The following is a 23,751-nucleotide window of genomic DNA, read 5'->3' as shown; positions in this document are numbered from 1 at the left end:
CGGGGCATAGCCGCCGGGACCATCGGGTTGGCCGACGCGCGAGAGCCGCACCATGGATCGTGCCCACCCCTGGCGATCGCTCGCGCGGATCTGTCGGTGTCGATTCCAAACACCGCTTAGCTGACGATCTCTGTGACAGGTTATAATGCACATATATGAATTACGTATGCCGATGTATAAAATATCTTGTGATGTCCGGGCCGTTCCGTTAGCTGAAGATGTAATGAAATGAGATCGGGAGAACCGACTCACCACACGATCAGAGGGAGGGTGGATTGAAGAGTTTTCCTAATCGCATGATGCGTCGCGCTTTGTTGTCGACGGCCATAGGTCTGGCCACGACGCCCGTGGCGGCATTGGCTCAAGCCGCAGGCTCGTCGGCCTCTGCTTCCGAGGCGCAGTCGAGCCAGCCGGGTGGTATCGAGGATATCCTCGTTACGGCCCGCCGATCCTCTGAAAGCCAACAGTCAGTGCCGATCGCGATCACGACCGTGACGTCGCAGCGGCTAACCGATCTGAACGTCCGGGATATTCTGGACATTCAGAAGGTGACGCCGGGCCTTTATGTCTCCAGCAGTCAGTCAACGGGGAAGGCGCGCCTCACGATCCGTGGCCAGATCGAGGTCGATAACCGCTTAACGGGCGAACGGGCGGTCGGCTTGTATATCGACGGGGTAGCATATCCTCACACCTATGGACTGACCTCGTCCTTGATCGACTTGGCTCAGATCGAAGTGCTCAAGGGGCCTCAAGGCACGTTGTTCGGTAAGAATACGACCGGTGGCGCGATCAACGTCACCACCGCGCACCCCGAATATCAATGGGGCGGCTACGTGGACCTGCAATACGGTTCGTATAATAAAATGCTTGGCCTGGCGGTCGTGAACGCGCCTCTGATCGACGACAAGCTGGCGATCCGCGTTGTAGGTCAGATTAATTCCCGCGAAGGTTATTATCGCGAAGCTGACGGTTACCGATCGAGCGGTGACCATAGCGGTTACGGCCGGATTCTGGTCCGAGCAGACCCCGCGCCCAACGTCCACCTTTTGCTTTCTGCCGATTACGCGCGAAATCGCGACGGAGAGGGGCATGCTGTGGTGACGTACGAAGCCTTGTCGCAACCCGCAAATGTCGCGGCATTGGCGGCGATTGACGCTCAACTGGGGTTGAGCGTGACGCCCGCGAACCTTGCGACCGCCTATGGCGCGTTTCGCACCTATTTTGACGCGCAGCAGGCTAATCCAAGGCTCGGCTTCGGTAAGCCCCCGGTTCGCGCTTTCGACAATCTGGACACATGGAGCGTTTCGGGAAACCTCGCGGTCGATATCGGCTCTGTCACGGCGAAGTCGATCACCGCCTATCGGTATCTAAGCCGTTCTGCATTCTACGATCTGGATGGGACGCCGTTCGACTTGCTGAACCAGCGGGAAACCTCCCGTCTCCACGCTTTCTCGGAGGAACTGCAGCTATCTTCGATCGATGGCAAAGGTTTGGATTGGCAGGCAGGACTTTATTACAGTCGTGAAACCGGCTTCGACAACCAAACTTCAGATGTGTACGATTACGTGAACCCCGGGCGGGCAGCCATCGTGGACAGCGGAGTCGTTAATAGCAGCAAAGCTGCGTACGCTCAGGCGGTGTACAATATTACGCCGACATGGCGGGTGACTGGCGGAGCCAGATACACGAGGGACTTCAAGGAAATTCTGTCGAGAAATCGGATTGACCCATCGCTGGCTTTGCCGCCTCTCCCCGGGGGGGCAGCGGTCTGTGCCCAACTTACTCCCGCATTGGGCGGCCCGGTCTTTCCGAATTGCCTTTACACTGCATCGACGACAAACAGCAAGGTGACTTGGCTGGCCAGTACTGACTGGCGTCCCGTAGAGCATACCATGGTCTACGCATCGGTCAGCAGAGGCTATAAGGCTGGAGGGTTCACGCCGCCGGGCACGAGTGTCTTCAAGACTCAGGCTGCCTTGGATGCCGCGTTTACCCCGTATCTGCCGGAAACGGTCACGAGTTACGAGGTCGGATTCAAGTCCGACCTGTTCGACCGTCGCGTCAGGATCAACGGCAGCGCCTATTATCTGGATTACACGAACATCCAGGCATCGACCCGCGAGTTTACGAACAACCTCCTCATATCTATCATCCACAATGCCGCGTCGGCGACCATTTACGGCGGCGAACTCGAAGTAACTGCCGCTCCCACGAGGAACCTGACGATTACGGGCAGCACCGGTTATATTCACGCAAAATACAACACCTATGTTGCCCGCGACACGGCCGGCAACATCACCGACTTGAGCGGGACGCCGTTTGCGGCGCCAAAGTGGACTGCTGCGGTTGGCGGTACCTATACGGTTCCGCTGTCAGACGGCTCGATCAGAATGAATGCAAACTATGCGTGGACAGACGATATCGTTTTTGCCGGCACTGCAGCCAGCCTGCCCAGCGTTACGCAAAAAGCCTATGGCCTGCTCGACGCCAGGATCAGCTGGCACGTTGCTTCGCAGGGTCTTGATGTTGCGGTTTTCGCCAAGAACCTGACAGACAAAATCTATTACCAGAATATCGCGCTGGCGGGGCCGATCAATCTTGGCTCGCTCGGTGATCCAAGAACGTTCGGGATCCAGGCCCGCAAGACGTTCTGAAGCTGTTGAAATCAGAACCCTGCGCCGCACGCGGCGCAGGGTTCTGCTTCTAAAGAATTGCGCTGTGTCGACGGGTGCGGCGCATTTGGACGTCGGGTTTGCCGGGCGACCGATGGCGGCGTTTCGGTTCACGAGGTCAAGGATTTGATCACGGTATGCGGATAACCTGGAGCGCCTTGGCTGTATGAAGTCATTACCGTCGCAGCCTGATCTCGGAATCCGGGTAGCAGTGTCCGCCGTACCGCGGACGCTGACTTCGAAAGAGCAGGAACTCCCGCTCAAGCGTCTGTTCGAAAACGCGTCGCTGGGGCAAGTGATCGATCCTTCCGCGATGGCGAACCCGGAATGTCTCTCCAAATATGGGGCTTTGGCCGACACTTTGCGAAGGACCGGCACGCGTGCCTTGTCCGGAGCGCAAGGACCACAAGTGCGGACGCCTCTATATCTGGAATATTTCAGTGGGTTTATCCGGCGAAGCTGCCGCCGGACCTATCCGAAAAAGCCTTGGGCGCTTCCATCTTCAGGCATCCCGCCAGCGAAGCGCCTTGCGCTCTGCCCAGAATCGCGATACCTATATTTCATAAGTAAAGGCGCGTCGGAGATCGCCTCTGAGGCGCCCGTTTGCGGCACGGACACCGGACAGACTCTGGCCGGACGAAGGGTGTGGCCGCGGGCACGATGAAAAGACCGGGAGGATTTTATGGTGGCAGTTGGATCGCGATCGCTTGCTGAGGCCACGCGTAGCTTTCTCGAGATTCCCGGCTTCTCCTATTTCAAGTCTCAATGGATGGCGACCAGCGAGGACCCAGCGCTTTCGCCCACCGTGTTCCTGATCGAGCAACTCGAAAATACCGTGCTTGCCGCCCATTTTCACCTGCAGAACCAGTTCCAACTGTTCGTCGAGGGAACCGGGAAGATCGGTAGCCACGATATCGTTCCGCTCACTGTTCATTATGCCGGCGCGTTTACGGGTTACGGTCCCCTAGTTGCCGGCTCGGAGGGCTTGAAGTACTTCACTCTTAGGCCCGTTTTCGAGCGGGGCGGTATTCCCGTGAAAGGCGCCAAGGGCAAGATGCGCAAGGGCCCCAAGCGCGGCGCGGAAGTCGGTCCGGTCAGGGTTCCGACCATCGAGGATCTCGCTGGGCAGCGCGACATCGTGCACGACGATCTGATACCGATCGCCAGCGACGGCCTTGCGGTCGTACTAAGTACCTGTCCTCCAAATGCGACTTTGGAGGAAATCGACGGCGGCGCCTCGCAGGGACGCTTTCTCTTCGTTGCTCAGGGTAGCCTGATCCACGCCGGGCAAGAGCTGAGGCAGTGGGAATCCCTCTACCTTACGGACGATGAGGATTATCCTGTGCTGAAATCCGGCGCCGGCGGTGCGGCGGTATTATCGCTTTTCGTGCCACCCAAGCATCCCCGCTACCTTGATCCCGAGCCCGACGGCACCGCGACGGCGAACGACGCGAAAATAGCAGTCTAGCGGAAAATCACACACCGATGCCTCGTTTGGCGGCGGGGCACCGCAGCCAGCCGCGACGAGGTTGTTCGGACCAGGGTGGCAAGCCGGCCGGCTTCGCCGGCGGCAGAATAGAGATTGGCAGGAGACCGAAATGCAGACCGACTTTGGAGCCTGGCAACTCCCTGATGAATACCGGCAGCTCAAAGAGACTGTACGGCGCTTCATGGACACGGACGTCAAGGCCGTCGAGGATCAACTGCCGTACGACTCTTACAAGGTTCCCGAGCATCTGCTGTTGCCGTTGCAGAAAAAGGCGCGCGATCTCGGGCTGTGGTGCGTCCGCACCCCAGCTGAACATGGTGGTGCGGGCCTGAATCTGCTTGGGCAGGCGGTCGTTGCCGAGGAATCGGCGCGATGCCGGATGGGCTGCTATATCTGGGGCCTTGGCGCCTTTGGCGATGATCCGCCCAACGTCATCTGGATGGGCAGCCCCGAACTGATCGAGCGCTACGCAAAGCCTGCGGTCGAAGGGACGCGCGGGGCTTTCGTGGCGATCAGCGAACCATCGGGCGGGTCCGATCCGGCACGCTCGATCCGGTGCCGGGCGGTGCGCCGGGGCGATCACTATATCGTCAACGGGGAGAAGCTCTGGATAACGGATGCGGCCAATCGCGACTGGGGCATATTGTTTGCGCGCACCGGCGAGCTCGGTAGCCGCGGGGGCATCAGCTGCTTTGCGATCGACGGGAAGCTGAAGGGTCTGACTTACCGCGAGGTCAAGGTGATCCGGTCCTATTCTCCCTACGAGCTCCACTTCGAGGATGTGGAAATTCCTGCGTCCGCGCTTATCGGCGAGGAGGGGCAGGGCTTTCAGGCGGCGGAAAAATGGCTGGTCGAGGGCCGCATACCCTATGCCGCGAACACGCTCGGCACGGCTCAGGCGGCGCTTGAGCTGGCCGTCGAATGGGTCCGCCAGCGCGAGGCGTTCGGATCGCGCTTGGCGGACAAACAGGCGATCCAGTGGATGCTCGCGGACAGCGAGATGGAACTGCGTGCAGCGCGGCTACTTGTCTATCAGGCCGCGTGGCTCGGTGACCTTGGGCGGGACTTCAAGGTCGAGTCCTCGATCGCCAAGGTGACCGCGACCGAGACCGCAGGGCGCGTGGTGGATCGCTGCATCCAGATGTTCGGCGGGCTCGGCGTCTCGCAGGAAATGCCGCTGGAACGCTGGTACCGCGAATTGCGGATCAAGCGCATCGGCGAGGGGCCGTCGGAAGTGCACCGCATGGTCCTTGCCAGGCACATGCTTGGCGGGAGAGGCTGACCATGTCGATTGATTTCGATTTGGACGAGCACGGCATCGCCGTCATAACGATCAACCGGCCCGACAAGCTGAACGCGATGGATGCGGAGCATTATGCGGGCCTGACCGCCGCATGGATACGGGTCCGGGACGACGACGATGTCAGGGTGGCGATCGTCACGGGAGCGGGCGAAAAGGCCTTCACTGTCGGGGCGGACATCAAGACCTTCCTGCGCGCCAAGGTCCCCATGGCCGATATCTGGAAAACGCAGAACGACATGCTCCTCAACCGCGGTATCGAGGTGTGGAAGCCGGTCATCGCCGCCATCAACGGCTTCGCGCTTGGCGGCGGCGTCACGTTGATGCTGGCTACCGATATTCGCGTCGCTTGCGCAGACGCGACCTTCAACCTGGCCGAAGTGAAGCGGGGTGTGCTTGCCGCGAACGGCGGAACGCAGCGTCTGATCCAGCAATTGCCCTACGCGATCGCGATGGAGTTGCTGCTGACGGGCGATACGATCACGGCCGCGCAAGCGGAGCGTTGGGGCCTGATCAATCAAATCGTCCCGACGGCGGCTGACGTGCTGCCGGCCGCGATGGCCTATGCCCGACGCATCGCCGAAAATGCGCCACTCTCCGTCCAGGCAACGAAGGAATTGGCCATCCGGAGCCGCGATCTGCCGCTGGCGTCCGGCATTCGAATGGAAATGCTGTCGGCGCGGATGCTCACTTTCACCGAAGATGCGGCCGAAGGTGCGGCGGCCTTTTCGGAGAAGCGCAAGCCGCAGTTCAAGGGCAAGTGATGGCGCGTCACCCGCTCAGCGAAAAGATCGTTATCGCCGGCGTGGGGGCCACGCAGTTCGGCGCGTTGCCCGGCCGCTCGACCGTCTCCATGATCGTGGAGGCCGCGGCCGCTGCGCTCTACGACGCCGGTATCGAAAAGGCGTTGATCGACGCCGTCCTCGTAAAGCCGCCGACGTCCAATCCCGAAATGATGTTCCAGGTTAGCGTATCCGAAGCACTCGGCCTCCAGCCGAAGCTGAACCCGAACTGGAACCAGGGCGGGGCCGCGAATATCGCGATGATCACCTATGCGGCCTTGTCCATCGAGGCGGGGCTCTGCGACATCGCGCTTCTCTGCTTTGCGGATAACCCGAAAACCGGCAGTCGCCGCGCATATGGCCAGGCGAAGGGTAACGATGCGGTCTTCGGTTTTTCCGGCACCCTCGGCCAATATGGCATGATCGCACGGCGTCACATCGAGCAATATGGTACAAGGACCGATCATCTGGGCGCCGTCGCCGTGGCATGCCGGCGCCATGGCAGCGTCAATCCGGCCGCGCAGCTTCGAAAGCCGCTGACGCTTGATGAATATCGTGCGTCGAAGCCGATGGTGGCGCCCTTCCGGCGCGAGGATGCCTGCCTGGTAAGTGACGGCGGCGCAGCGCTCATCGTCATGAGCGCAGCGCGCGCGCGGGAACTGAAGGTGCCTCGCCCGGTTCCCGTTCTTGGCTTTGGACAGGGGCAAACGGCATGGGAGCCGTATCTGCGGCCGGATCTCACCACTACGCAGGCCGTGGTGTCGGGACAGACCGCCTTCGCAATGGCCGGCCTGTCGCCGAGGGATATCGATATCGCTCAGCTCTATGATTGCTTCACGATCGTGCCGATCATGACCCTCGAAGATTATGGCTTCTGCAAAAAGGGCGAGGGCGGGCCTTTTTCAGCCGATGGCAGGCTGGAGATCGACGGCGACCTGCCGATGAACACCGCCGGCGGCCTGCTTTCCGAAACGGGCATGCCCGGGATGCAACTCGTCATCGAGGGGGTCCGCCAGATGCGTGGTGAAGCCAATCTCCAGGCCAAGCGGGCGCGGAACTGCATCATCAGCAATCAGGGCGGCATCATGCAAACCCACAGCACCTTGATCCTGGGTGAGCGGCTGTGACCGACGCTGCCGAAATCCCGGGGTTTCCGGCGCCCGACGACAGTCCGCTGTGGAAGCCTTTCTGGGATGCGACAGGGGAGGGGCAGCTCGTTTTTATGCGGTGTACGCGCTGCGGCAACGCGTTCCTCCCGGCACGGGAAGAATGTCCGAATTGCCTGTCGCCCGGGCCCCAATGGGAACGGGCATCAGGCGGGGCCCGTCTGATCAGCTGGGTCGTCTACCACCGCGCGCCCGACGCCGCGTTCCAGGGGCGCGTGCCTTATACGGCGGCGATCGTGGAGCTCGATGAGGGGCCACGAATGATCACCAATATCGTCGGCGCGCAGGATCCGGAGGCCCTGCAGATCGAGCAGAGACTTTCGCTGCGCATCGAGCAGGAAGACGGCGTCGCGGTACCACGGTTCGTGCCGGCGTGAGCGCGGGTCGCATTGATAGGATTTGAGATGGCGTCAGCACAGACATCGCATGAACTTGAGAACAAGCCGCTCGCCGGTATTCGCGTGATCGATTTCGGTCAGATCTACCAAGGTCCGTATGCGACCTTCCTGATGGCCAAGGCCGGTGCGGAGGTCATCAAGGTGGAGCCCGTCACAGGCGAGCCTTCGCGTCAGCGCCGGATGGTCAACAAGGGAGCCACGGTTCCCTTCGAGATGCTGAATGCCAACAAGAAGAGTGTGACGCTCAACCTCAAGTCGGAAGCGGGGCGGGCGCTGCTCAAGCGCATGATCAGCGATGCCGACGTCCTGCTTGAGAACTTTGCGCCCGGCGTGATGGACCGGCTGGGTGTGGGCTGGCCAGTACTGCATGAGGTCAACCCCGCGCTGATCTACGCCTCCGCAACGGGGTACGGCCTGGACGGTCCTGATCGCGACAACCTTGCCATGGATCTCACGATCCAGGCCAGTTCAGGCATGATGGCGTGCACCGGGTTCCCGGAAAATCCGCCGGTCAAGGCGGGGCCTGCGGTTGTCGATTTCATGGGCGGGATTCACCTTTACGCCGCCGTCGTCACCGCACTTTTGGAGCGCACCCGAACGGGCAAGGGCCGCCTCGTCGAAATCGCGATGCAGGAAACGGTTTATCCGACGCTCGCCTCGAGCCTGGGTCTCCAGTACGAACTCGGCGACACCGAGACCCTGCGGACGGGCAACCGGCATAGCGGCCTCTCGCTTGCGCCCTACAATGTTTACCGGGCCTCGGACGGCTATGTGGCGATCATCTGCGTGGTCGAGGGTCATTGGCAGAACCTGTTGACCGTGATGGGGCGGGAGGACCTGAAAGGTAACCCATGTTACGAAAGCCACGCCGCCCGCGCTGCCCGGATGGATGAGGTCGACAGCATGGTGCAGGACTGGGCCGCCCAGTTGACCCGGGCGGAAATCTTCGAGGCCACAAAGGCGCTGAAGGTCCCGTCAGCGGCGGTTCGCGAGGTCTGCGAGGTGGTGAAAGACCCCCATATGCACAACCGTGGCATGCTTGAATGGGTCGAACATCCGCGGCTTGGTCAGGTCGTCATGCCCAATAGTCCGATCCGGATCCACGGTGCCGACAAAGTGCCCTATGTGGCGATCGGTGATCTGGGTGCCCAGAACGAAGAAATCTATGGTGATTGGCTTGGCATATCGCCGGACGATCTCGCGGCCTACCGGCGCGAAGGCGTGATTTGATGAGCATTATCGAAGGCTCGTTGACGAGTACCTCAAAAATATCGGGGAACGCATAATGTCCGATTTCACCGGCAAACCGATGAAAGTGCATCAGGCGATTGCTCGCGCGCTTGTCGAAAACGGCGTGGACACCATTTTCGGGCTCTGCGGCGACGCCAATATGTTCATGGTCGACAGCTTCGTTCATGACTGCCGCGGCACCTTCATCGCCGCCGCGCACGAAGCGGGCAGCGCGATGATGGCGCTTGGCTATGCGTTGATATCCGGAAAGGTCGGAATTTGCAGCGTCACGCATGGTCCTGCGCTTACCAATACCGTCACCGCCCTTGTTGAAGGGGTCAAGGGTTCCATTCCGATGGTCCTGGTGTGCGGCGACACCGCCGTGGAAGAGCGTGAGCACAACCAGAATGTGCCGCAACGCGACATCGTGGTCTCGACCGGCGCGGGGTTCGAGCAGCTCCGGTCGCCCCGGACCGCCACTGAGGATGTCGCCAGGGCGATGCGGCGGGCGATGGTGGAGCGACGGCCGATCGCGCTCAACGTACCTTATGAATTCGACTTTCTCGAGGTGGAGTATCGTCCGGTCCGTGTCTACGTCCCGGAAAGTCGCGCGACGATCACGAGCAGTGACGACGTCGACAACGCCGTCGGTATCATAGCCGCCGCCAGGCGGCCCGTTGTCCTTGCGGGGCGGGGGGCTGCCGCGCCCGAGGCCAAGGCTGCCATCGTCAGGCTGGCCAAGCGGATCGAGGCACCGCTGGCGACTACCCTCAAGGGCAAGGATCTGTTTCGAGGCGAGGACTATAATCTGGGAATATGCGGCACCCTTAGCACGCCGATCGCTGTCGAGACCCTCATGGAGAGCGACTGCATCATAGCGTTCGGGGCGAGCCTCACGTCATGGACCACGTCGCAGGGCGCCTTTCGCAAAGGAAAAAGGATCGTCCAGATCAATCTGGAGCCTTCGGAAATCGGCAAGAGCTTCCCGCCTGACGCGGGTCTGGTGGGCGACCCGGCAGGGACGGCAGACATCATCGTGCACTGGTTGGACGAGGCCGAGATTCCAGCCTCTGGCTGGTACAGTGACGGTCTCAGACACGAAATCGCCTCATACGCACCGCAGGCGCCCCGCACGGATTATGACAACGGGACGGTGGACGTGCGGGGCGCCTTGTTGTGGCTGGATTCGGTGCTCCCGTCCGATCGGATCGTCGTGACGGACAGGGGCCGCTTCATGCTGCATGCCTGGACGTTGATCAGCGTCCCGGACCCGCAGTCTTTCCTGCCTTCGGGAAATGTCGGGTCGATCGGCCTGGGTTTCCCGCACGCCGTTGGTGCAGCGCTGGCCGCGCCCGGACGTCCCATCGTCCTGGTCACAGGGGACGGCGGCTTCATCCACGGCGGCGTTGCCGAGTTCAATACGGCTGTCAGATACAATTTGGATCTGATCACGATCGTCTGCAACGACAGCGCCTACGGCGCCGAAATCTCCAAGTTCGAGGAGAAATATCAGGACCGACAAATGGATTCCGGGCTGATTGCATTCGATTGGCCTGATTTCGCGTCGGTGGCCAAGTCTCTCGGAGGTGAAGGTGTCACTGTCAGAACGCAGGAGGATTTCGCCGTGGCCGTGGACGCGATCAACAATCGCCGCCGTCCCTTGCTCATCGACATCAAGTTGGACCCATCGCGAATGGCCGCTAAATAACAGGAAAGCCGATCACAAGGAGCTTTGGGACTTTGCCAATACTTCCATGAGATGGCCTGCTTTAGAGAGGATTTGCTGTTCCTCCTCGGTGAAGAGTTCGTTGATCGCCGAATGTAACCATTCCGTATATTGCTGCCCGACGGTCTCCACCAACGCACTGCCTTGTTCGGTTATCTGAACCGAGGAGCTACGCCGATCTTCCGTTCTCCGCGCGAGATTGATGAAGTGTCGGCTCTCCAACAGCCTTAGAGAAGCGGCAACGTTGGAGTCTGTCACATGCAGTTCCGCAGCGAGCTCGCTGGGTTTCGGCGGCTGAGCCGATCGCGCAACCGCGACCAGCAATTGCACCGCGGAGGACGGTAGTCCCTCAAAGACAGGCTCCTCTCGCCGCGCGCGGTACCAAAGGGATTTCAGCTGCTTTCTGAATGTCAGTACGTCCTCGCGATGCATGCAATTCCCTTCTGGCAATCAATGCCCTGGTCCTCGATGCTGAGCGCATCGCGGATTTGCAATGCCGTTCTCCCGGTTATTCGCCAAAAGCGGGCGTCCAGCGTCCGCGGAGCGCCCTCGCCGCGAAACCCTACCGGTCCACCGGCGCGAGCACCCAGCCACCGAAGCGACCGGTGCATCGGCACAATCGTCGCGGCTAAGGTGCGCCTGCGTCGGTCAACAGGGCGAGTTCGTCCGCGCTGAGCTGCAGGCTTCCCGCACCGATGATCTCCCGCAACTGGGCGACGTCATCGACCGCGACGATCGCTGCGGTTACGCCAGGCTGCGCCATAAGCCACGCCAGTGCCACCTCGCCCAAACCCGCTTGACGGGGACCCGCGACGTCATGCAGCGCGGCCAGCACCCGCGCGCCACGCTCGGTTGCGTATCGTTGCAGGTTGGATGCCCATGCGCTCTTCGCGATTTCGTCGGCCGACCGATATTTTCCGGTAAGGAAGCCCTTCGCAAGCGATGTCATGCAGGTCACGCCAACGCCGAGATCGACGCACGCGTCCCTGAGCGAACCCTCGAATTCGTTGCGATCCATCAGGTTATATTTGGTCTGCATGCATTCGTAGCGCGGAAGGTTTTGTCGAGCGCTCGTTCCGATGGCGTCGCCGAGCCGTGCCGGCGAATAATAGGAAGCGCCGATCGTGCGGATCTTTCCGGCCCCGATCAGCCTGTCAAAGGCTTCGAGCGTCTCGTCGAGCGGCGTGACCGGATCATCGACGTGCGACTGGTACAGATCAATATAGTCAGTCTGGAGCCGGTTCAGGGACGCCTCGACGCCCTGGATGATATGCGTCCTCGACAGATTACCCTTGCTCCAGTCGGGAAAGACGCCACCGATCTTTGTTGCGATGACGACCTGCGATCTGGCTCGCCGACTATGCAGCCACTCACCGATCACCGTCTCGGATTCGCCGCCGACATTGCCGGGTGCCCAGCAGGAATATACGTCAGCGGTATCGATCGCGTTATAACCGGCGTCCAAAAAGGCATCGAGAATGGCGAACGACGCCTCCCTGTCAGCGGTCCAGCCAAACACGTTGCCCCCAAGCATGAGGGGAGCGATTTCCAAACTGGATGTTCCAATCCGACGCTTTTCCAATTCCGTCTTCCTTCCATGACAGACAAGGTGATGAGCGACCTGGTTTGCTTTGCGGTTCGCTCAGGCACGCTTTCCTGGTGTTGTTCAGGCGGCAGAATCTCGCCTTGAGCCAGTCTTCACACCGTCTTCGACGTCGGCGCAGATTTCACCATATGTTCGAGTACGGCGTAGGACGCCGCCGCCGCCCACAGCGCCACGATCATGAAGCCGAAACCGGCCGCGAAATTGTGAGTCCAGTCCACCAGGAAACCGATGGCGGCCGGCGCGCATATCGCTCCCACCTGCCCGACCATGACAATCAGGCCGATAAAGGCGCCTCGTTGGTGTTCGGGTGCGAGATCAAGTCCGACCTTGCCAATTGGACCTGTCGCGCCGAACAGGCAAAATGCCGCGCCCGACAGCCCGACCACGGCGAGCAGCACGGTATCTGCCCGATAGGCAAAGATCAAAAAGCCTCCCGCGATGATGAACGCGCCGGTTACGATACGCGTACAATAACGGTGAAAGCGCGACCCGAGCCAGCCTCCGAATATCATGCCCGCGAAGGCGAAGAGATATGGAACACCGCTGATAAAGCCAGCCGATTTGAGATCCAGATGCCGGCCTTGAACCAGATAGGTCGGCATCCAGCTTGAAAATCCCCAATACGGAATATTCCAGGCAAAGGTCGCTGCCGCGAGCAGGAGAACCTTGGGTTGCTTCAGAGTCTGCCACAGGGGCGGCCGCATGGGCGTGGCGTTCATGTCCGCTTGCGGCACCGCTGCCCGCGCGGTCACGGTGCGATACATCACGTAAGCCGTGATGAGCGAAGGCATCGCCAGCACGAAAAACGCGACTTGCCATCCCCAGCTGGTGACAAGCAGACCCATCAACGGCCCGGCCACGGCAGGCGCGACGGCAAGGGCCGTGGTACAGATGGCCAGAGTTCGAGCGCGCTCTTTGGCCTCGAAGGCGTCGCCCACGGCCTTATAGGTCGAAGCTCCCGTCAGCCCTTCCGATATGCCGAAGAAAAAGCGCACCACGACGAAGCTGGCAAGTGTCGAAACCAGTCCCGTCATGCCAGTGAACAGGGCCCAGAGAATGGGGCCCCCGATGAGGAGCGGTCGTACGCCCCAACGGTCGGCGAGAAAGCCGCTGGGCGCTTGCGCCAGAAAATATCCCACCCCGAAAGACGACAGGATGATTCCAAAGGCCGATGGCGACAAGGCGAGCGATTTCATGATCGCCGGTCCCGCGAAGCCCATTGCCACGCGATCGAGCGCGTTGATGAAATTGAGCAGCCACAGGGAAGCGATGAGCTGGGTCTTGGCATTCACGCGCGTTTCTCCAGCCCGATGAACATTTTCGACGGATCGTTGGACACCCTGATTGGCTCAGCCGACCTCAGTCGACCCCTCGCAGCTCGAACTCGTTTACCAGCCCGTGCGGGCTCACCTCCCGGCCGGGATCAACCGGGAGATCCCAGTCGAAGTGCCGCTTCATGATGTCGCTGATAACGTCGTAAAACGCGCCGTATCGGTTGACCTTCATGGTCGCGAAATTAATCTGTGTGGATGCGATCTTGTAATGGTGAAGAGGGGCAAGACCATAGTCCAGAACCAGATCCGCAATTGCGATGATCTCAGGTTCAATGTCCTCGACCCTGACTTTTCCACCCTGTCCCGTCAAATTAGCCGATGAGCCGAAAACAGGACGAAGATGTTCCAGGCTCAAGCGGGCGATATGCTCGTTGAAGGGGCCGCCGGTGTTTAGCGCGGTCGACATCGTTCCTCTGGCGGTACACGTCTTCAGAATGGCGGGATCAATATTCTGCAGGATGGGATGATCGGCTCTGTAGGGTGCGATCACGCCGAGCGGCAGGTTATAATCCCTCGTGACGCAATCAACGATGTCGCGCTGGTGGGAATCCAGAATATGCAGCTCGGGTTCGATGGCGAACCCCATCAGCATCCCGTTGCGCTTGTGTGCGCCCCGGCCCTTCGCCTCGTTGATCCGGTTGACTGACTCGACGGTGCAGGCGGACAAACCGTAGCCGAGATTGGTCGGAACGATCGCGATCCCGCCATTGGAAATGACGTCCCATAAACGATCGCGATCTGCAGCAATATCTGGTCTGCCAGGAGTAAGTGATGGGACTTCACCAGCCATGTTAATATCCTTAACTAGAAAAACGAGAGAAGAGAGTTCGGGTGTCGATTCGGCCGACTTTCAATTATACTTTGGCTCTTCAGATGTTCTGCGGCAGGCGCGACTGCGCTTCGATCAGCGGGGTCGCGATCGGGTTTGCGGGGAGTGGTTCGGCGTCCGCGCAGTTATAATCAGGTCATCTCCGGCGCGCGCGACGCTGTAGTCGGAATGACTGAACTCCGTGGACGATATGCCCGCCGAAAATTGCCTCGCCACGCTTGGTGGAATTGCATTCACCAGCACCTCTTTCCCCGCGATCGCTGCCGCCCATTTTATTTATGATTCATAGGTATTGTGATTCTCAGCGAAGCGCAAGGGCCTTCGCGGAAGATCGGGCCGGGATAAGGCGCGTGGTTCCACTGACCAGTCGGGCATCCCGCTCGCGATGATCAGTCGTCCGAGACCGACCCGCTACCGGCTTCGCAATCGCGTTGCCACTCCGCTTGCCAATTGATGGCCTGTCCCACTGCGCGGCTCCGGATAGTCCTGGGAGAACCGTGCGCCGATGACTTGAATTATGTATATAAATCAAGAATACATATACATAAAAATATGTTGCCGACAGCCCGGTGCTTGGGTAGGCGATATTGGACAAATGGGCGATCCGGCCTCCGCGATCAGAAATCGAGACAGACATGCAGGGCGAAAACTGGGGAACTTAAGGAAGGTGCTGGCTGCTGGGGGATCGCGATGAATACAAAGGTTCGCATAGTCGCGGCGCTGTGGTTCGTTTCGCTGGTCAATTATCTCGACCGCGTCGCGATGAGTTTCGCCGGACCCTCGATCATGGCATCCCTGTCGCTGACTCCCGCCCAGTTCGGCATCGTTTTGTCTTCGTTCGGCTTTGGGTACGCGCTCGCGCTGGTCCCGGGTGGATTGCTGACCGATCGAATAGGGGTTCGACCAATGCTGGTCGTCGGGCCGCTGTTCTGGGCTCTTTTTACCGGTGTTACGGGATTGGTCTCGACCATCGCAGCCTTTTTGGTCGTGCGCTTTTGCTTCGGACTTTCCGAAGGAGCCTTTTCATCGTCGCTGTACAAAGCAGTCGGCGACAATTTTGCTGCAAAGCAACGTGCTGTCATCCTCGCGGTTTGCATGTCGGCGTTGGCGATCGGACCAGCCTTGGCGGGCCTGCTCGTGGGAACCCTCGTCACCAGATATAGCTGGCAGACGATGTTCGTGTTCATGGCGGTGCCCGCGCTGCTCGCGTCTGTCGTGGCATATATATTGGTTCCACGAGCTGGTGAGCGCGCCGATCGGGATAATCCCAACGAGCTCGAGGCGGCGGTTGGAGATCGGCCTCGCTTTCGACAAGTCCTGAAGCGACCCAGCCTCTGGCTGATATGCCTGTCCAATCTTTCGTCTGATATCGCTCAGTGGGGCTTCAACGGCTGGATGCCCACATATTTGGCGATGGAGCGCCATATCGACCTGAAACACGCAGGCATGCTTGGAGGTATCCCCTATATGGCCGGATTCTTTGGGTTGCTTATCGGCGGCTCGCTCGGCAGCACGGAGCTGCTCCACCTTCGGCGCGGGCAAATGGTGATCATATGCTTCCTCGCCGCCGGCATATCGTTGTTTCTTGCCTATAATGCCGCAGCTCTTTCCATAGCGGTGTTGGGGCTCTCCCTGACCTCCTTTTTCATGTTCAGCGCGCTCGCGCTGAAGGGGGCCGTCGTTATCGACCTCGCTCCAGAGCAATATCGTGCCGCCTATTTCGGTATCTATACGACGGTCGGACAGGTCGGTGGAGCGAGTGCTCCGGCGATCATCGGGTTCATGGTCACGGCCAGTGGCAGCTTTGCCACCGGCTTTGCCTTCATGATTGCCGCACTCTGCACTGGGGCGGTCTGCATGACCGCTTTGCTTCCAATGCTGACACGGCATCGGATCGCTTCGGGCCAGGCGCTGAAAGCTGCGGTCGCCTGACAATGACATCCGTCGAATTCGCTGAAATCGGACGCAAATGCTGAAGCCGGATGAGCGGATCCCGGCGCTGGTTGGGGGAAGCTGCAAGGAATCATGAGGGGTATTGCGCGTTGTAACCACTCGTTTCGATCGATGAGAGGGGCACTAGATCCCCTTCGTTTGGGGAGGTGCCGAAATGGATATCATTCAGAGCAAAATGACCGGACGTTCGGAAGGTGAGCTGGACACGAACTTTGCCCAGCGCCTCAGCGACTTCGACCGCGCCAGGTCTTTGGCGTCGATGGTGGCTCTCTGCGCACCACATCTGTCCGGGCGGGAATACGAAGTCGCAAGGTCCTTTTGGGATCACTGCGCCCCGGACCGGGCAACAGACCGCTGGACCTCTGACGTGACCGAGAAGCTGGTCCAGGCGACCGCGGGCTGTCTTGCGGCAATGTACAGCAATCCGCTCGACCGGGAATGGGTCGACATGACCTGGCAGTTGGCGCGGTCCGCCGATGAGCACGGTATTTCGTTGAGCAAACTGCTGGCAGGCATTGCCGATGCGGACCGCTGCGCACGCGCGATCATCGCGCGCGCACTGGCTGACGACGTCCTTGTCATGCTGCAAGCCCTGGAAGCCTTGTCTCGCCTTTCCTTGCTTGAAGCGGATATCATGGCGGCCGCGGTTTCCATCAAGGAGCAGAGGCGGCGCGACGGGACGCGGGCAGAACTGCTCGCGGCCTTTCGCGAGCGGATTGCCGCCGCCGTCGACGAAACGTCGAAGCGTTCCCACGGGATTACCGGTCGTGTGTCGGAAGTGTCGCGTTCCGCGGAGCATACTCTGGCCAGGACGTCAGAAGTCGCAGCTGCCGCGGATCAGTCAGCCAATGCGATGCGCGAGGCAGCGCAAACTGCGGCCGGCCTTCTCAACACGATCGAGGTGGTGCGATCGGAAATCGAGACGGCCAGCCAAGCCGCGCAGCAGGCGGTGACACAAGCCCGTCTCTCGGCGAACCTGTCGGACGACCTTTCAAGCCACACCGACGCGATCGCGTCGATCGTCACCCTGATCCGTGACATCGCCGCACAAACCAATACGCTCGCGCTGAATGCGACCATCGAAGCTGCCCGCGCCGGAGAAGGCGGGCGCGGATTTGCTGTCGTGGCGCAAGAAGTAAAATCGCTCGCCAGCCAGACAGCCCGTGCGACAGACGAAATCGCCAAGAAAATCAGCGCGATTCAATCTGCGACGAGCAAGGCCGTTACATCGAATACGGCGACGTTCGATGCGATCGAAGCGATTGGAGCCTCCACGCAGCGGCTGGGCGAGACCGTCGGGGGTCAAGTCGGCGCGGTCGCGACAATCGCTGCCGCGGTCGATGAAACTGCGGTGGCTGCCGCTGCCATGTCGGGACTGGTGGGCGAAATTCGCCACCAGACCGAGCATGGTTTTTCCGAAATCGGCGGGATGAAATGCGAGTTCGAAGAGATTGATTGCGAACTGGTGAAGCTTAGCAAGTCGGTGCAGGAATTTATCGAGAGTGTGACGACAACATCCAAACAATAGGAGCCGGGTAACCTGGTGTCGACAGCAGCTCACTTCCGATCAATCCATCGCTTCTCGCGCAATATGGAACACGCCGTCTCCTGGGCGCAACACCCAGGAAAATCGCCGGCCCCCGCTGGGGACTGATCAATGATCCTGTTTCACCGGCCTGGTCGTCGGCCGATGGCGGATATGTAGCGGCGCCAGGCAGCTGCGCGCAAAGAGGTGCCCAAAGGATCCGTGCAGGCAAACCGAGGCGATGGCGATGCAGGATAGATGTATTGCCGCGCGAGACTGAGGCGGGCTGCCGAAAACGACTGGCGAACAGGGCTTCGAGCAGATGTCTCACCGCTTTCTCGTTCTGGCAACGGCGCGATCCCGCCGACAATGCCCTGAAGAAAGACACAAGAAATTCATATCCGTAAATTCTGCATGCACATAGCAGAAGTGTGTTGACCCTCCGGGAGTGGCTCTATACGAGTCCGCTCTGCGAGCAGCGATGCTGACGCGAAGCCGCCGGCGTGGCCGGCCACTCGGAGAGATGAATGCTGCACACGGCTCATCGTGAAGGCGCTGCTGTTGCCCAACGGTCGGGGGGCAGGGTGCTCGTCGACTGTCTGCTCGCACATGGCGTGGACACTATCTTTTGCGTGCCGGGTGAAAGCTACCTCACCGTCCTCGATGCGTTGCACGACGTACAGGATCGAATCCGCATCATTGTGGGCAGGCACGAGGCCAGCGTCGGCCAGATGGCGGAAGCCTATGGAAAGCTGACCGGCAAGCCGGGGATTTGCTTCGTGACGCGCGGGCCGGGGAGCTGTCACGCGTCAATAGCAGTGCACACCGCGCATCACGACGCGACGCCGTTGATCCTGTTCATCGGCCAGGTCGGTCGCGACCAACTCGGCCGCGATGCGTTTCAGGAAATGGATTATCACGGCCTCTTCGATCATACGGCGAAATGGGTCACCGAGATAGCTGACCCGAACCGCATTCCCGAACTGATCAGCAGGGCCTTCCACACCGCGGTCAACGGCAAGCCCGGTCCGGTCGTCGTGTCGATTCCCGAGGACATGCAGAACCAGCTCTGTGCGCCAGCGACGCCTGCGCACTACAAGCTGGCAGGTGCCGCACCCAGCACGGAGTCGCTGGAGCAATTGCAGTCTCTTGTCGAGGCTGCGGAACGCCCGATTCTCGTGCTTGGCGGCAGCGGATGGTCGGCTGAATCGGTTGCCGATATCCGTTCCTTTGCGGAAGTCTTTGGACTCCCGGTTGCCACAGGGTTCCGACGTCAGGATCTCTTCGACAACAGTCATCCCAACTATGTCGGCGATCTGGGCATCGCTCCGGACAAGAAGCTCATCGAGCTGGTCGGCAGTTCCGATCTTCTGCTGGTGGTGGGCGAGCGGCTCGGCGACGCTACCAGTGCTTCTTATACGACGTTCCAAATCCCCAGGCCGGCCCAGACGCTGATCCATGTCCACCCCGGTGCCGAGGAGCTCGGTGCTCTGTACGAGGCAGATCTGCTGATCAACGCGACGGCCCGGGAATTCTCCAGCGCCGTTGCTCGTCTGGTGCCGCGCGGCGGGATCGACCGCGGAACATGGGTCACGGGCGGACGAGCGGCTTACGAGCACTTCTCGGTTCCGCCGACTTCGGGCCACCCCAGGATCGACGTGGCGCGAATCATCAAGGAACTGAGCGATCGGTTGCCGTCCAATGCGGTCATCAGTAACGGCGCCGGCTTGTACACGGCTTTCGTGCACCGATTTTACCAGTTTCGCGATTATGGAAGCCAGCTCGCTCCGACCACCGGTGCGATGGGGTACGGCCTGCCGGCGGCCATAGCGGCCAAAGTCGTGTACCCTGATCGGCCCGCCGTCTGCTTTGCCGGGGATGGATGCTTCATGATGGCGTCGCAAGAACTTGCGACTGCCGTGATGTTCAACCTCAACCTCATCGTCGTCGTGATTGACAATTCGAGCTACGGCTCCATTCGGCATCATCAGGAAAAATATTTCCCGGGCCGGGTTGTCGCGACGGACTTGGTCAGCCCCGATTTCGTAGCCCTGGCTGAGGCCTATGGTGCCTATGCCGAGCGGGTCGAGGCGACAGAGGATTTCGCCGCCGCTTTCGAGCGGGCAGCCAATTCGGGTCGGCCGGCCTTGCTGACCTTCCGCCAGGATATCACGGAAGTCGTACCGACAAAGCCGAAGCTTGCTGAGCCGGCAGCGCCCGAGATCGTCGCGTGAGCAGGCAAGATCGCGCACATAGCCGTGCGCTACCCGGCGCCAAGGGCCGCTAGTCGAGGCGAACCCAAAGAAGAAACGGGCTCGTCGGGAATGCCGACCCTGTCTGGGCTGATCGTGGAGAGAGTATGAATATCGACCTGATGCTCAAGGATCCGCTCTGGGGTGCGGCGGCAGTCCAGTCCGTCAAGGAAATTTCGCTGAGCTACCGTGACGAAATCGTCGAATGCGAACGGCGCGGCCTATTTCCAAAGGAAGCGTTCCGGGAGATGGGGCGACGGGGCCTGCTTGGGGTCGTGACCCCGACGGCCTTTGGCGGCTATGGGGGGGACGCACCGGAATACTGCCTCACGACGGAGGCGATGGCGCGGTACAATCTCGTCTCGTCGCAGATCCAGATTCAAGGTCAACGTTGGCTGGTGGATTGGGGCACCGACGAGCAGAAGCAGAAATATCTGCCGGGCCTTGTGGCTGGTACGCTCGTTTTCTCTGAATCGATCTCCGAGCGGGGTGCCGCGTCGTCGCTCAAGCAGCTCAAGGCGACCGGCCGGCGCGATGGTGACGACTGGATCATCAATGCCGAGAAGATCCATATCAATCTGGGCAAGGAGTCGGACGTCAGCCTTGTTTACGCGATGGCCGAGGAAGGATTGACCGCGTTTCTCGTCGACACCCATCTTCCCGGGATTCGTCGCGAACACAGCAATCCACTCGGCGGGCGGCTGATGCCAACCGCCGACATGTATTTCGAAGACGTCCGCATACCTGGCTCCGCCGTGTTGGGAGAACCGGGCAAGGGTTTCGCCACCTTCCTGAGCACATTCAACGTCAGCCGGCTGGGCAATGCGTCCGAACTGCTCGGCGCCGCGCAGCGCGCGCTGGCGGACGCTACTGCTTATGCCCGCGAACGGCAGGTGGGAACCAACCATGTGACCGATTTTCAGGGCATCCAGTGGATCCTGGCCGATTCCTACGGGCTCCTCTACTCAGCGTCGCTGGTGCGGGATCGCGCGGCGAACCTTGTGGCCGCGGGCAAGGAACACGCGTTCGAGGCCACACTTGCAAAGAAGGTCGCGATCGATGCCGCGGAAAAGGTGATCAACGACGTCTTCGCGCTTGTTGGCGGCCATGGCCTCTATCACGAGCAGCCTTACGGCCAGATCCTGTTCGACATAAAGACGCTCCGCATCGGCGGAGGGTCGCTTGAAGTGTTGCGCAACTATGTCGCGCAGCAGCTGCTCAAGAGTCCTGACCTGCGAGGGTTGTGATGATCAATCTGGTGCAACTCATCGCTACTGCGGCGTTGGAAAGTCCCTCGGCGCCCTTTGGCACTTTTCAGGAGAACGACCGGCTTGACCGGGTCCTGGAGCGTGCCACTCTGGTCGCCGACAGCCTGCGGCACAACGGACTGCAACGCGGCGACGTCGTGGCGATCATCGGGACGAACTGTGCGAGCTACATCATCACCTGGATGGCCGCCCAATTGCTCGGAATTCAGACGGCGCAGATCAACCCGGGCTATCCGGACGAATTCCTGGAAACCATGCTGGACGATATTGCGCCAAAGGCGCTCGTCTGGGTATCCAGGAGCCCCGGCACCGTCATCCATCGCCCAATGTGTCAAATCGATGCCTCCAGGGCGTGGCTGGGCGAGATTGCGACGCTGAACGAAGGCATTCGCAACGCTGCCGGATCGGGGTCGGGTGCCGACTGTTCCCGCGACGAGATTGCCGCCTATCTCCATACGTCGGGCACGTCGGGCAACCCGAAATTCTGTGCCTTGAGCCATGGCTATTTCCTACGGCTGGGGCGCTATTTCGCGGATACGATGTCCTTTACCCGGCATGATGTCGTCTTCAATCCATTGCCCCTCTTTCACATCAACCCGATCGGCAACGGCGTCGTCGGTGCGCTTACGGGGAGGGCGGGGTTCCTCTCGACCGAAAAATTCTCCGCACCGGAATTCTGGCCCATGGTGAAGCAGCACGGCGTGACGGCCTTGATTCTGCACGGTCCTCCAGTCAGCCTGTTAAAGGCGAAAACGACAGCCGAGGAGGCGATCGGCCACCGGGTTCGGGTCGGCTTCGCCTGCGAGCCCGGCTTTCTTCAACAATTCGGGGTGCCGCTCGGTGTCGGCGGCTATGGCTCCACCGAAGCCGGAGGCTATTGCCACAGCTGGAAGTTTCGTCCCGACGACAGCGACCCGCCGCCGGAGGGAGCGTCTCATCTGGCGGGCCAATCGCGGTACGACATAGAGTGGCATCTGGCTGACGGCGGCGAGATCCTGGTGCGCGGAAAAGCGCCGCAAGTCCTGTTCTCCGGCTACTATAAGTCAGGCGCGGTCGTTTCCGCCCTGGACGAAGACGGGTGGTTCCATACGGGAGACCGGGGCAGGCTGGACGCATACGGAAATCTTATCTTCATCGAGCGGATGAGCGAATCGATTCGCGTCAACGCGGAATATGTCCCGATCGATTTCGTCGAGGATCGGCTCAGGCGCGCCCCATCCCTGAAGGAGTTCGCCCTTTGGCGGCTGGACTCGCAGAGCCGCGGTCACGAAGCCGTCATCTATACGGTTTCTGAGGATGTAAACGTCGATGAGGTTCGCGCGGTCTTCGCGGACTTGCCGCGTTACATGCATCCGACCAAAATCATTCGGATCGACGTCATCCCGCGCGACACCGGGGTCGGCAAAGTTCAGCGCCGGTTGCTTGGCGATCAAGCCGTCATTGCGGTCCAGAGCCTGTCGTGAGCGATATCCGGATCGAGCGGCGGGGTGCGATCGCTATCGTCGAGATCTGCAGGCCTCCCAACAACTTCTTCGACGTCGACCTGCTCAGGGAGATTGCAGACGCTTTCGACGATTTCGACGCTGACAAGGCGATCCGCTGCATCGTTTTGTGCGCGGAGGGGAAAAACTTCTGCGCCGGGGCGAATTTTGCACCGGCGGTCGGCGATGGCTCCGCCATTGATGCGAGCCCGATCTATACGGAAGCGTTGCGCCTGTTTCGGGTCAACAAGCCGGTCGTCGCGGTCGTCCAGGGCGGCGCGATCGGTGGAGGCCTGGGCCTGGCTCTCACGGCCGACTTCCGCGTAGCAAGCGCCGAGACTCGCTTCGCTGCCAACTTCAACCGGCTGGGCATCCATCCCGGTTTCGGACTGTCGGTGACCTTGCCCCGCGTGGTGGGCGTACAACGGGCCGCCATGCTCTTCTACACGGGCCAGCGCTTCACGGGCATAGAAGCACATATGATGGGCCTGGTGGACGTGCTCGCCGAAGAATCCGACCTTCGGAATGCCGGCCTGAAGCTGGCCGGGCAGATTGCCCTGTCGGCTCCACTTGCCGTGACATCGACACGCCGCACGCTGCGGCGCGGCCTTGCCGATGATGTCGCGAATGCGATCGAGCATGAGTTGCGCGAGCAGGACGTCCATTTCCGCACGGCGGACTTCAAGGAAGGTGTGCGGGCGATGGGGGAACGCCGCGTGCCACAATTTTCGGGTGATTAG

General features: G+C 60.6%; 18 protein-coding genes. 14 read left to right on the top strand and 4 right to left on the bottom strand.

Annotated features, from left to right (window positions below; genetic code table 11):
• The first annotated feature begins 275 nt into the window (after positions 1–275).
• The 8 genes from ABD050_RS25350 (at position 276) to ABD050_RS25315 (ending at position 10,745) form a co-directional block, all read left to right on the top strand.
• Positions 276–2,654 carry a TonB-dependent receptor gene (locus ABD050_RS25350; protein WP_343892334.1) on the top strand — a complete coding sequence of 793 codons (2,379 nt, stop codon included), beginning with the start codon at positions 276–278 and terminating at the stop codon, positions 2,652–2,654.
• A 700-nt stretch (positions 2,655–3,354) separates the two neighbouring features.
• Positions 3,355–4,140: a hypothetical protein gene (locus tag ABD050_RS25345; protein ID WP_343892333.1), complete on the top strand. Its 786-nt coding sequence runs from the start codon at positions 3,355–3,357 to the stop codon at positions 4,138–4,140.
• Between the two features lie 130 nt (positions 4,141–4,270).
• Complete coding sequence (locus ABD050_RS25340; protein ID WP_343892332.1) at positions 4,271–5,443, top strand: acyl-CoA dehydrogenase family protein; 1,173 nt, start codon at positions 4,271–4,273, stop codon at positions 5,441–5,443.
• A gap of 2 nt (positions 5,444–5,445) precedes the next feature.
• Positions 5,446–6,225 (top strand): enoyl-CoA hydratase/isomerase family protein, encoded by a 780-nt coding sequence (locus tag ABD050_RS25335; protein WP_343892331.1) that lies wholly within the window; start codon positions 5,446–5,448, stop codon positions 6,223–6,225.
• Entirely contained in the window at positions 6,225–7,370 is a 1,146-nt protein-coding gene (locus tag ABD050_RS25330; RefSeq protein ID WP_343892330.1) for a thiolase family protein, read from the top strand. The genes ABD050_RS25335 and ABD050_RS25330 overlap by 1 nt, the downstream gene beginning before the upstream one ends.
• Positions 7,367–7,786: a Zn-ribbon domain-containing OB-fold protein gene (locus ABD050_RS25325; RefSeq protein ID WP_343892329.1), complete on the top strand. Its 420-nt coding sequence runs from the start codon at positions 7,367–7,369 to the stop codon at positions 7,784–7,786. The genes ABD050_RS25330 and ABD050_RS25325 overlap by 4 nt, the downstream gene beginning before the upstream one ends.
• A 27-nt stretch (positions 7,787–7,813) precedes the next feature.
• Entirely contained in the window at positions 7,814–9,037 is a 1,224-nt protein-coding gene (locus ABD050_RS25320) for a CaiB/BaiF CoA transferase family protein (protein ID WP_343892328.1), read from the top strand.
• Positions 9,038–9,092: 55 nt separating this feature from the next.
• Entirely contained in the window at positions 9,093–10,745 is a 1,653-nt protein-coding gene (locus tag ABD050_RS25315) for a thiamine pyrophosphate-binding protein (RefSeq protein ID WP_343892327.1), read from the top strand.
• Positions 10,746–10,757: 12 nt separating this feature from the next.
• Here ABD050_RS25315 and ABD050_RS25310 read toward each other — a convergent pair whose 3' ends face one another.
• From ABD050_RS25310 to ABD050_RS25295, 4 genes are all read right to left on the bottom strand, one after another.
• The gene (locus ABD050_RS25310) at positions 10,758–11,195 is read right to left on the bottom strand and encodes a MarR family winged helix-turn-helix transcriptional regulator (RefSeq protein WP_343892325.1); all 438 of its coding nucleotides are present in this window, start codon (positions 11,193–11,195) and stop codon (positions 10,758–10,760) included.
• A gap of 196 nt (positions 11,196–11,391) precedes the next feature.
• Positions 11,392–12,297, bottom strand: coding sequence for an aldo/keto reductase (locus ABD050_RS25305; RefSeq protein ID WP_343892324.1), 906 nt, complete (start codon positions 12,295–12,297; stop codon positions 11,392–11,394).
• A gap of 164 nt (positions 12,298–12,461) precedes the next feature.
• Entirely contained in the window at positions 12,462–13,661 is a 1,200-nt protein-coding gene (locus ABD050_RS25300; RefSeq protein ID WP_343892323.1) for an MFS transporter, read from the bottom strand.
• A gap of 67 nt (positions 13,662–13,728) precedes the next feature.
• Positions 13,729–14,493: a Sua5/YciO/YrdC/YwlC family protein gene (locus ABD050_RS25295; RefSeq protein ID WP_343892322.1), complete on the bottom strand. Its 765-nt coding sequence runs from the start codon at positions 14,491–14,493 to the stop codon at positions 13,729–13,731.
• 729 nt (positions 14,494–15,222) lie between these two features.
• Between ABD050_RS25295 and ABD050_RS25290 the strand changes: the two genes are divergently transcribed.
• From ABD050_RS25290 to ABD050_RS25265, 6 genes are all read left to right on the top strand, one after another.
• Positions 15,223–16,464 carry an MFS transporter gene (locus ABD050_RS25290; RefSeq protein ID WP_343892321.1) on the top strand — a complete coding sequence of 414 codons (1,242 nt, stop codon included), beginning with the start codon at positions 15,223–15,225 and terminating at the stop codon, positions 16,462–16,464.
• Positions 16,465–16,639: 175 nt separating this feature from the next.
• On the top strand, positions 16,640–18,013 hold the full coding sequence (locus ABD050_RS25285) for a methyl-accepting chemotaxis protein (RefSeq protein ID WP_343892320.1): 1,374 nt from the start codon (positions 16,640–16,642) through the stop codon (positions 18,011–18,013).
• 524 nt (positions 18,014–18,537) lie between these two features.
• Positions 18,538–20,244 (top strand): thiamine pyrophosphate-binding protein, encoded by a 1,707-nt coding sequence (locus ABD050_RS25280; protein ID WP_343892319.1) that lies wholly within the window; start codon positions 18,538–18,540, stop codon positions 20,242–20,244.
• 125 nt (positions 20,245–20,369) lie between these two features.
• The gene (locus ABD050_RS25275) at positions 20,370–21,509 is read left to right on the top strand and encodes an acyl-CoA dehydrogenase family protein (protein WP_343892318.1); all 1,140 of its coding nucleotides are present in this window, start codon (positions 20,370–20,372) and stop codon (positions 21,507–21,509) included.
• Entirely contained in the window at positions 21,509–22,993 is a 1,485-nt protein-coding gene (locus ABD050_RS25270; protein WP_343892317.1) for a class I adenylate-forming enzyme family protein, read from the top strand. Before ABD050_RS25275 ends, ABD050_RS25270 begins: the two co-directional genes overlap by 1 nt.
• The gene (locus ABD050_RS25265; protein WP_343892316.1) at positions 22,990–23,751 is read left to right on the top strand and encodes an enoyl-CoA hydratase/isomerase family protein; all 762 of its coding nucleotides are present in this window, start codon (positions 22,990–22,992) and stop codon (positions 23,749–23,751) included. The genes ABD050_RS25270 and ABD050_RS25265 overlap by 4 nt, the downstream gene beginning before the upstream one ends.

The sequence above is a fragment of the Sphingomonas oligophenolica genome, assembly GCF_039522915.1.
Classification (GTDB): Bacteria; Pseudomonadota; Alphaproteobacteria; order Sphingomonadales; family Sphingomonadaceae; genus Sphingomonas; species Sphingomonas oligophenolica.
The sequence above is the reverse complement of the archived record's forward strand: the minus strand, read 5'-3'. Positions and strand labels throughout refer to the sequence as shown.

Coding starts and splice junctions, on each gene's coding strand:
- ABD050_RS25330 (WP_343892330.1), top strand. CDS start 6,225: ATGGCGCGTCACCCGCTCAGCGAAAAGATCGTTATCGCCGGCGTGGGG.
- ABD050_RS25305 (WP_343892324.1), bottom strand. CDS start 12,297: ATGCTTGGGGGCAACGTGTTTGGCTGGACCGCTGACAGGGAGGCGTCG.
- ABD050_RS25270 (WP_343892317.1), top strand. CDS start 21,509: ATGATCAATCTGGTGCAACTCATCGCTACTGCGGCGTTGGAAAGTCCC.
- ABD050_RS25280 (WP_343892319.1), top strand. CDS start 18,538: ATGCTGCACACGGCTCATCGTGAAGGCGCTGCTGTTGCCCAACGGTCG.
- ABD050_RS25310 (WP_343892325.1), bottom strand. CDS start 11,195: ATGCATCGCGAGGACGTACTGACATTCAGAAAGCAGCTGAAATCCCTT.
- ABD050_RS25340 (WP_343892332.1), top strand. CDS start 4,271: ATGCAGACCGACTTTGGAGCCTGGCAACTCCCTGATGAATACCGGCAG.
- ABD050_RS25290 (WP_343892321.1), top strand. CDS start 15,223: ATGAATACAAAGGTTCGCATAGTCGCGGCGCTGTGGTTCGTTTCGCTG.
- ABD050_RS25275 (WP_343892318.1), top strand. CDS start 20,370: ATGAATATCGACCTGATGCTCAAGGATCCGCTCTGGGGTGCGGCGGCA.
- ABD050_RS25345 (WP_343892333.1), top strand. CDS start 3,355: ATGGTGGCAGTTGGATCGCGATCGCTTGCTGAGGCCACGCGTAGCTTT.
- ABD050_RS25315 (WP_343892327.1), top strand. CDS start 9,093: ATGTCCGATTTCACCGGCAAACCGATGAAAGTGCATCAGGCGATTGCT.
- ABD050_RS25285 (WP_343892320.1), top strand. CDS start 16,640: ATGGATATCATTCAGAGCAAAATGACCGGACGTTCGGAAGGTGAGCTG.
- ABD050_RS25335 (WP_343892331.1), top strand. CDS start 5,446: ATGTCGATTGATTTCGATTTGGACGAGCACGGCATCGCCGTCATAACG.
- ABD050_RS25295 (WP_343892322.1), bottom strand. CDS start 14,493: ATGGCTGGTGAAGTCCCATCACTTACTCCTGGCAGACCAGATATTGCT.
- ABD050_RS25320 (WP_343892328.1), top strand. CDS start 7,814: ATGGCGTCAGCACAGACATCGCATGAACTTGAGAACAAGCCGCTCGCC.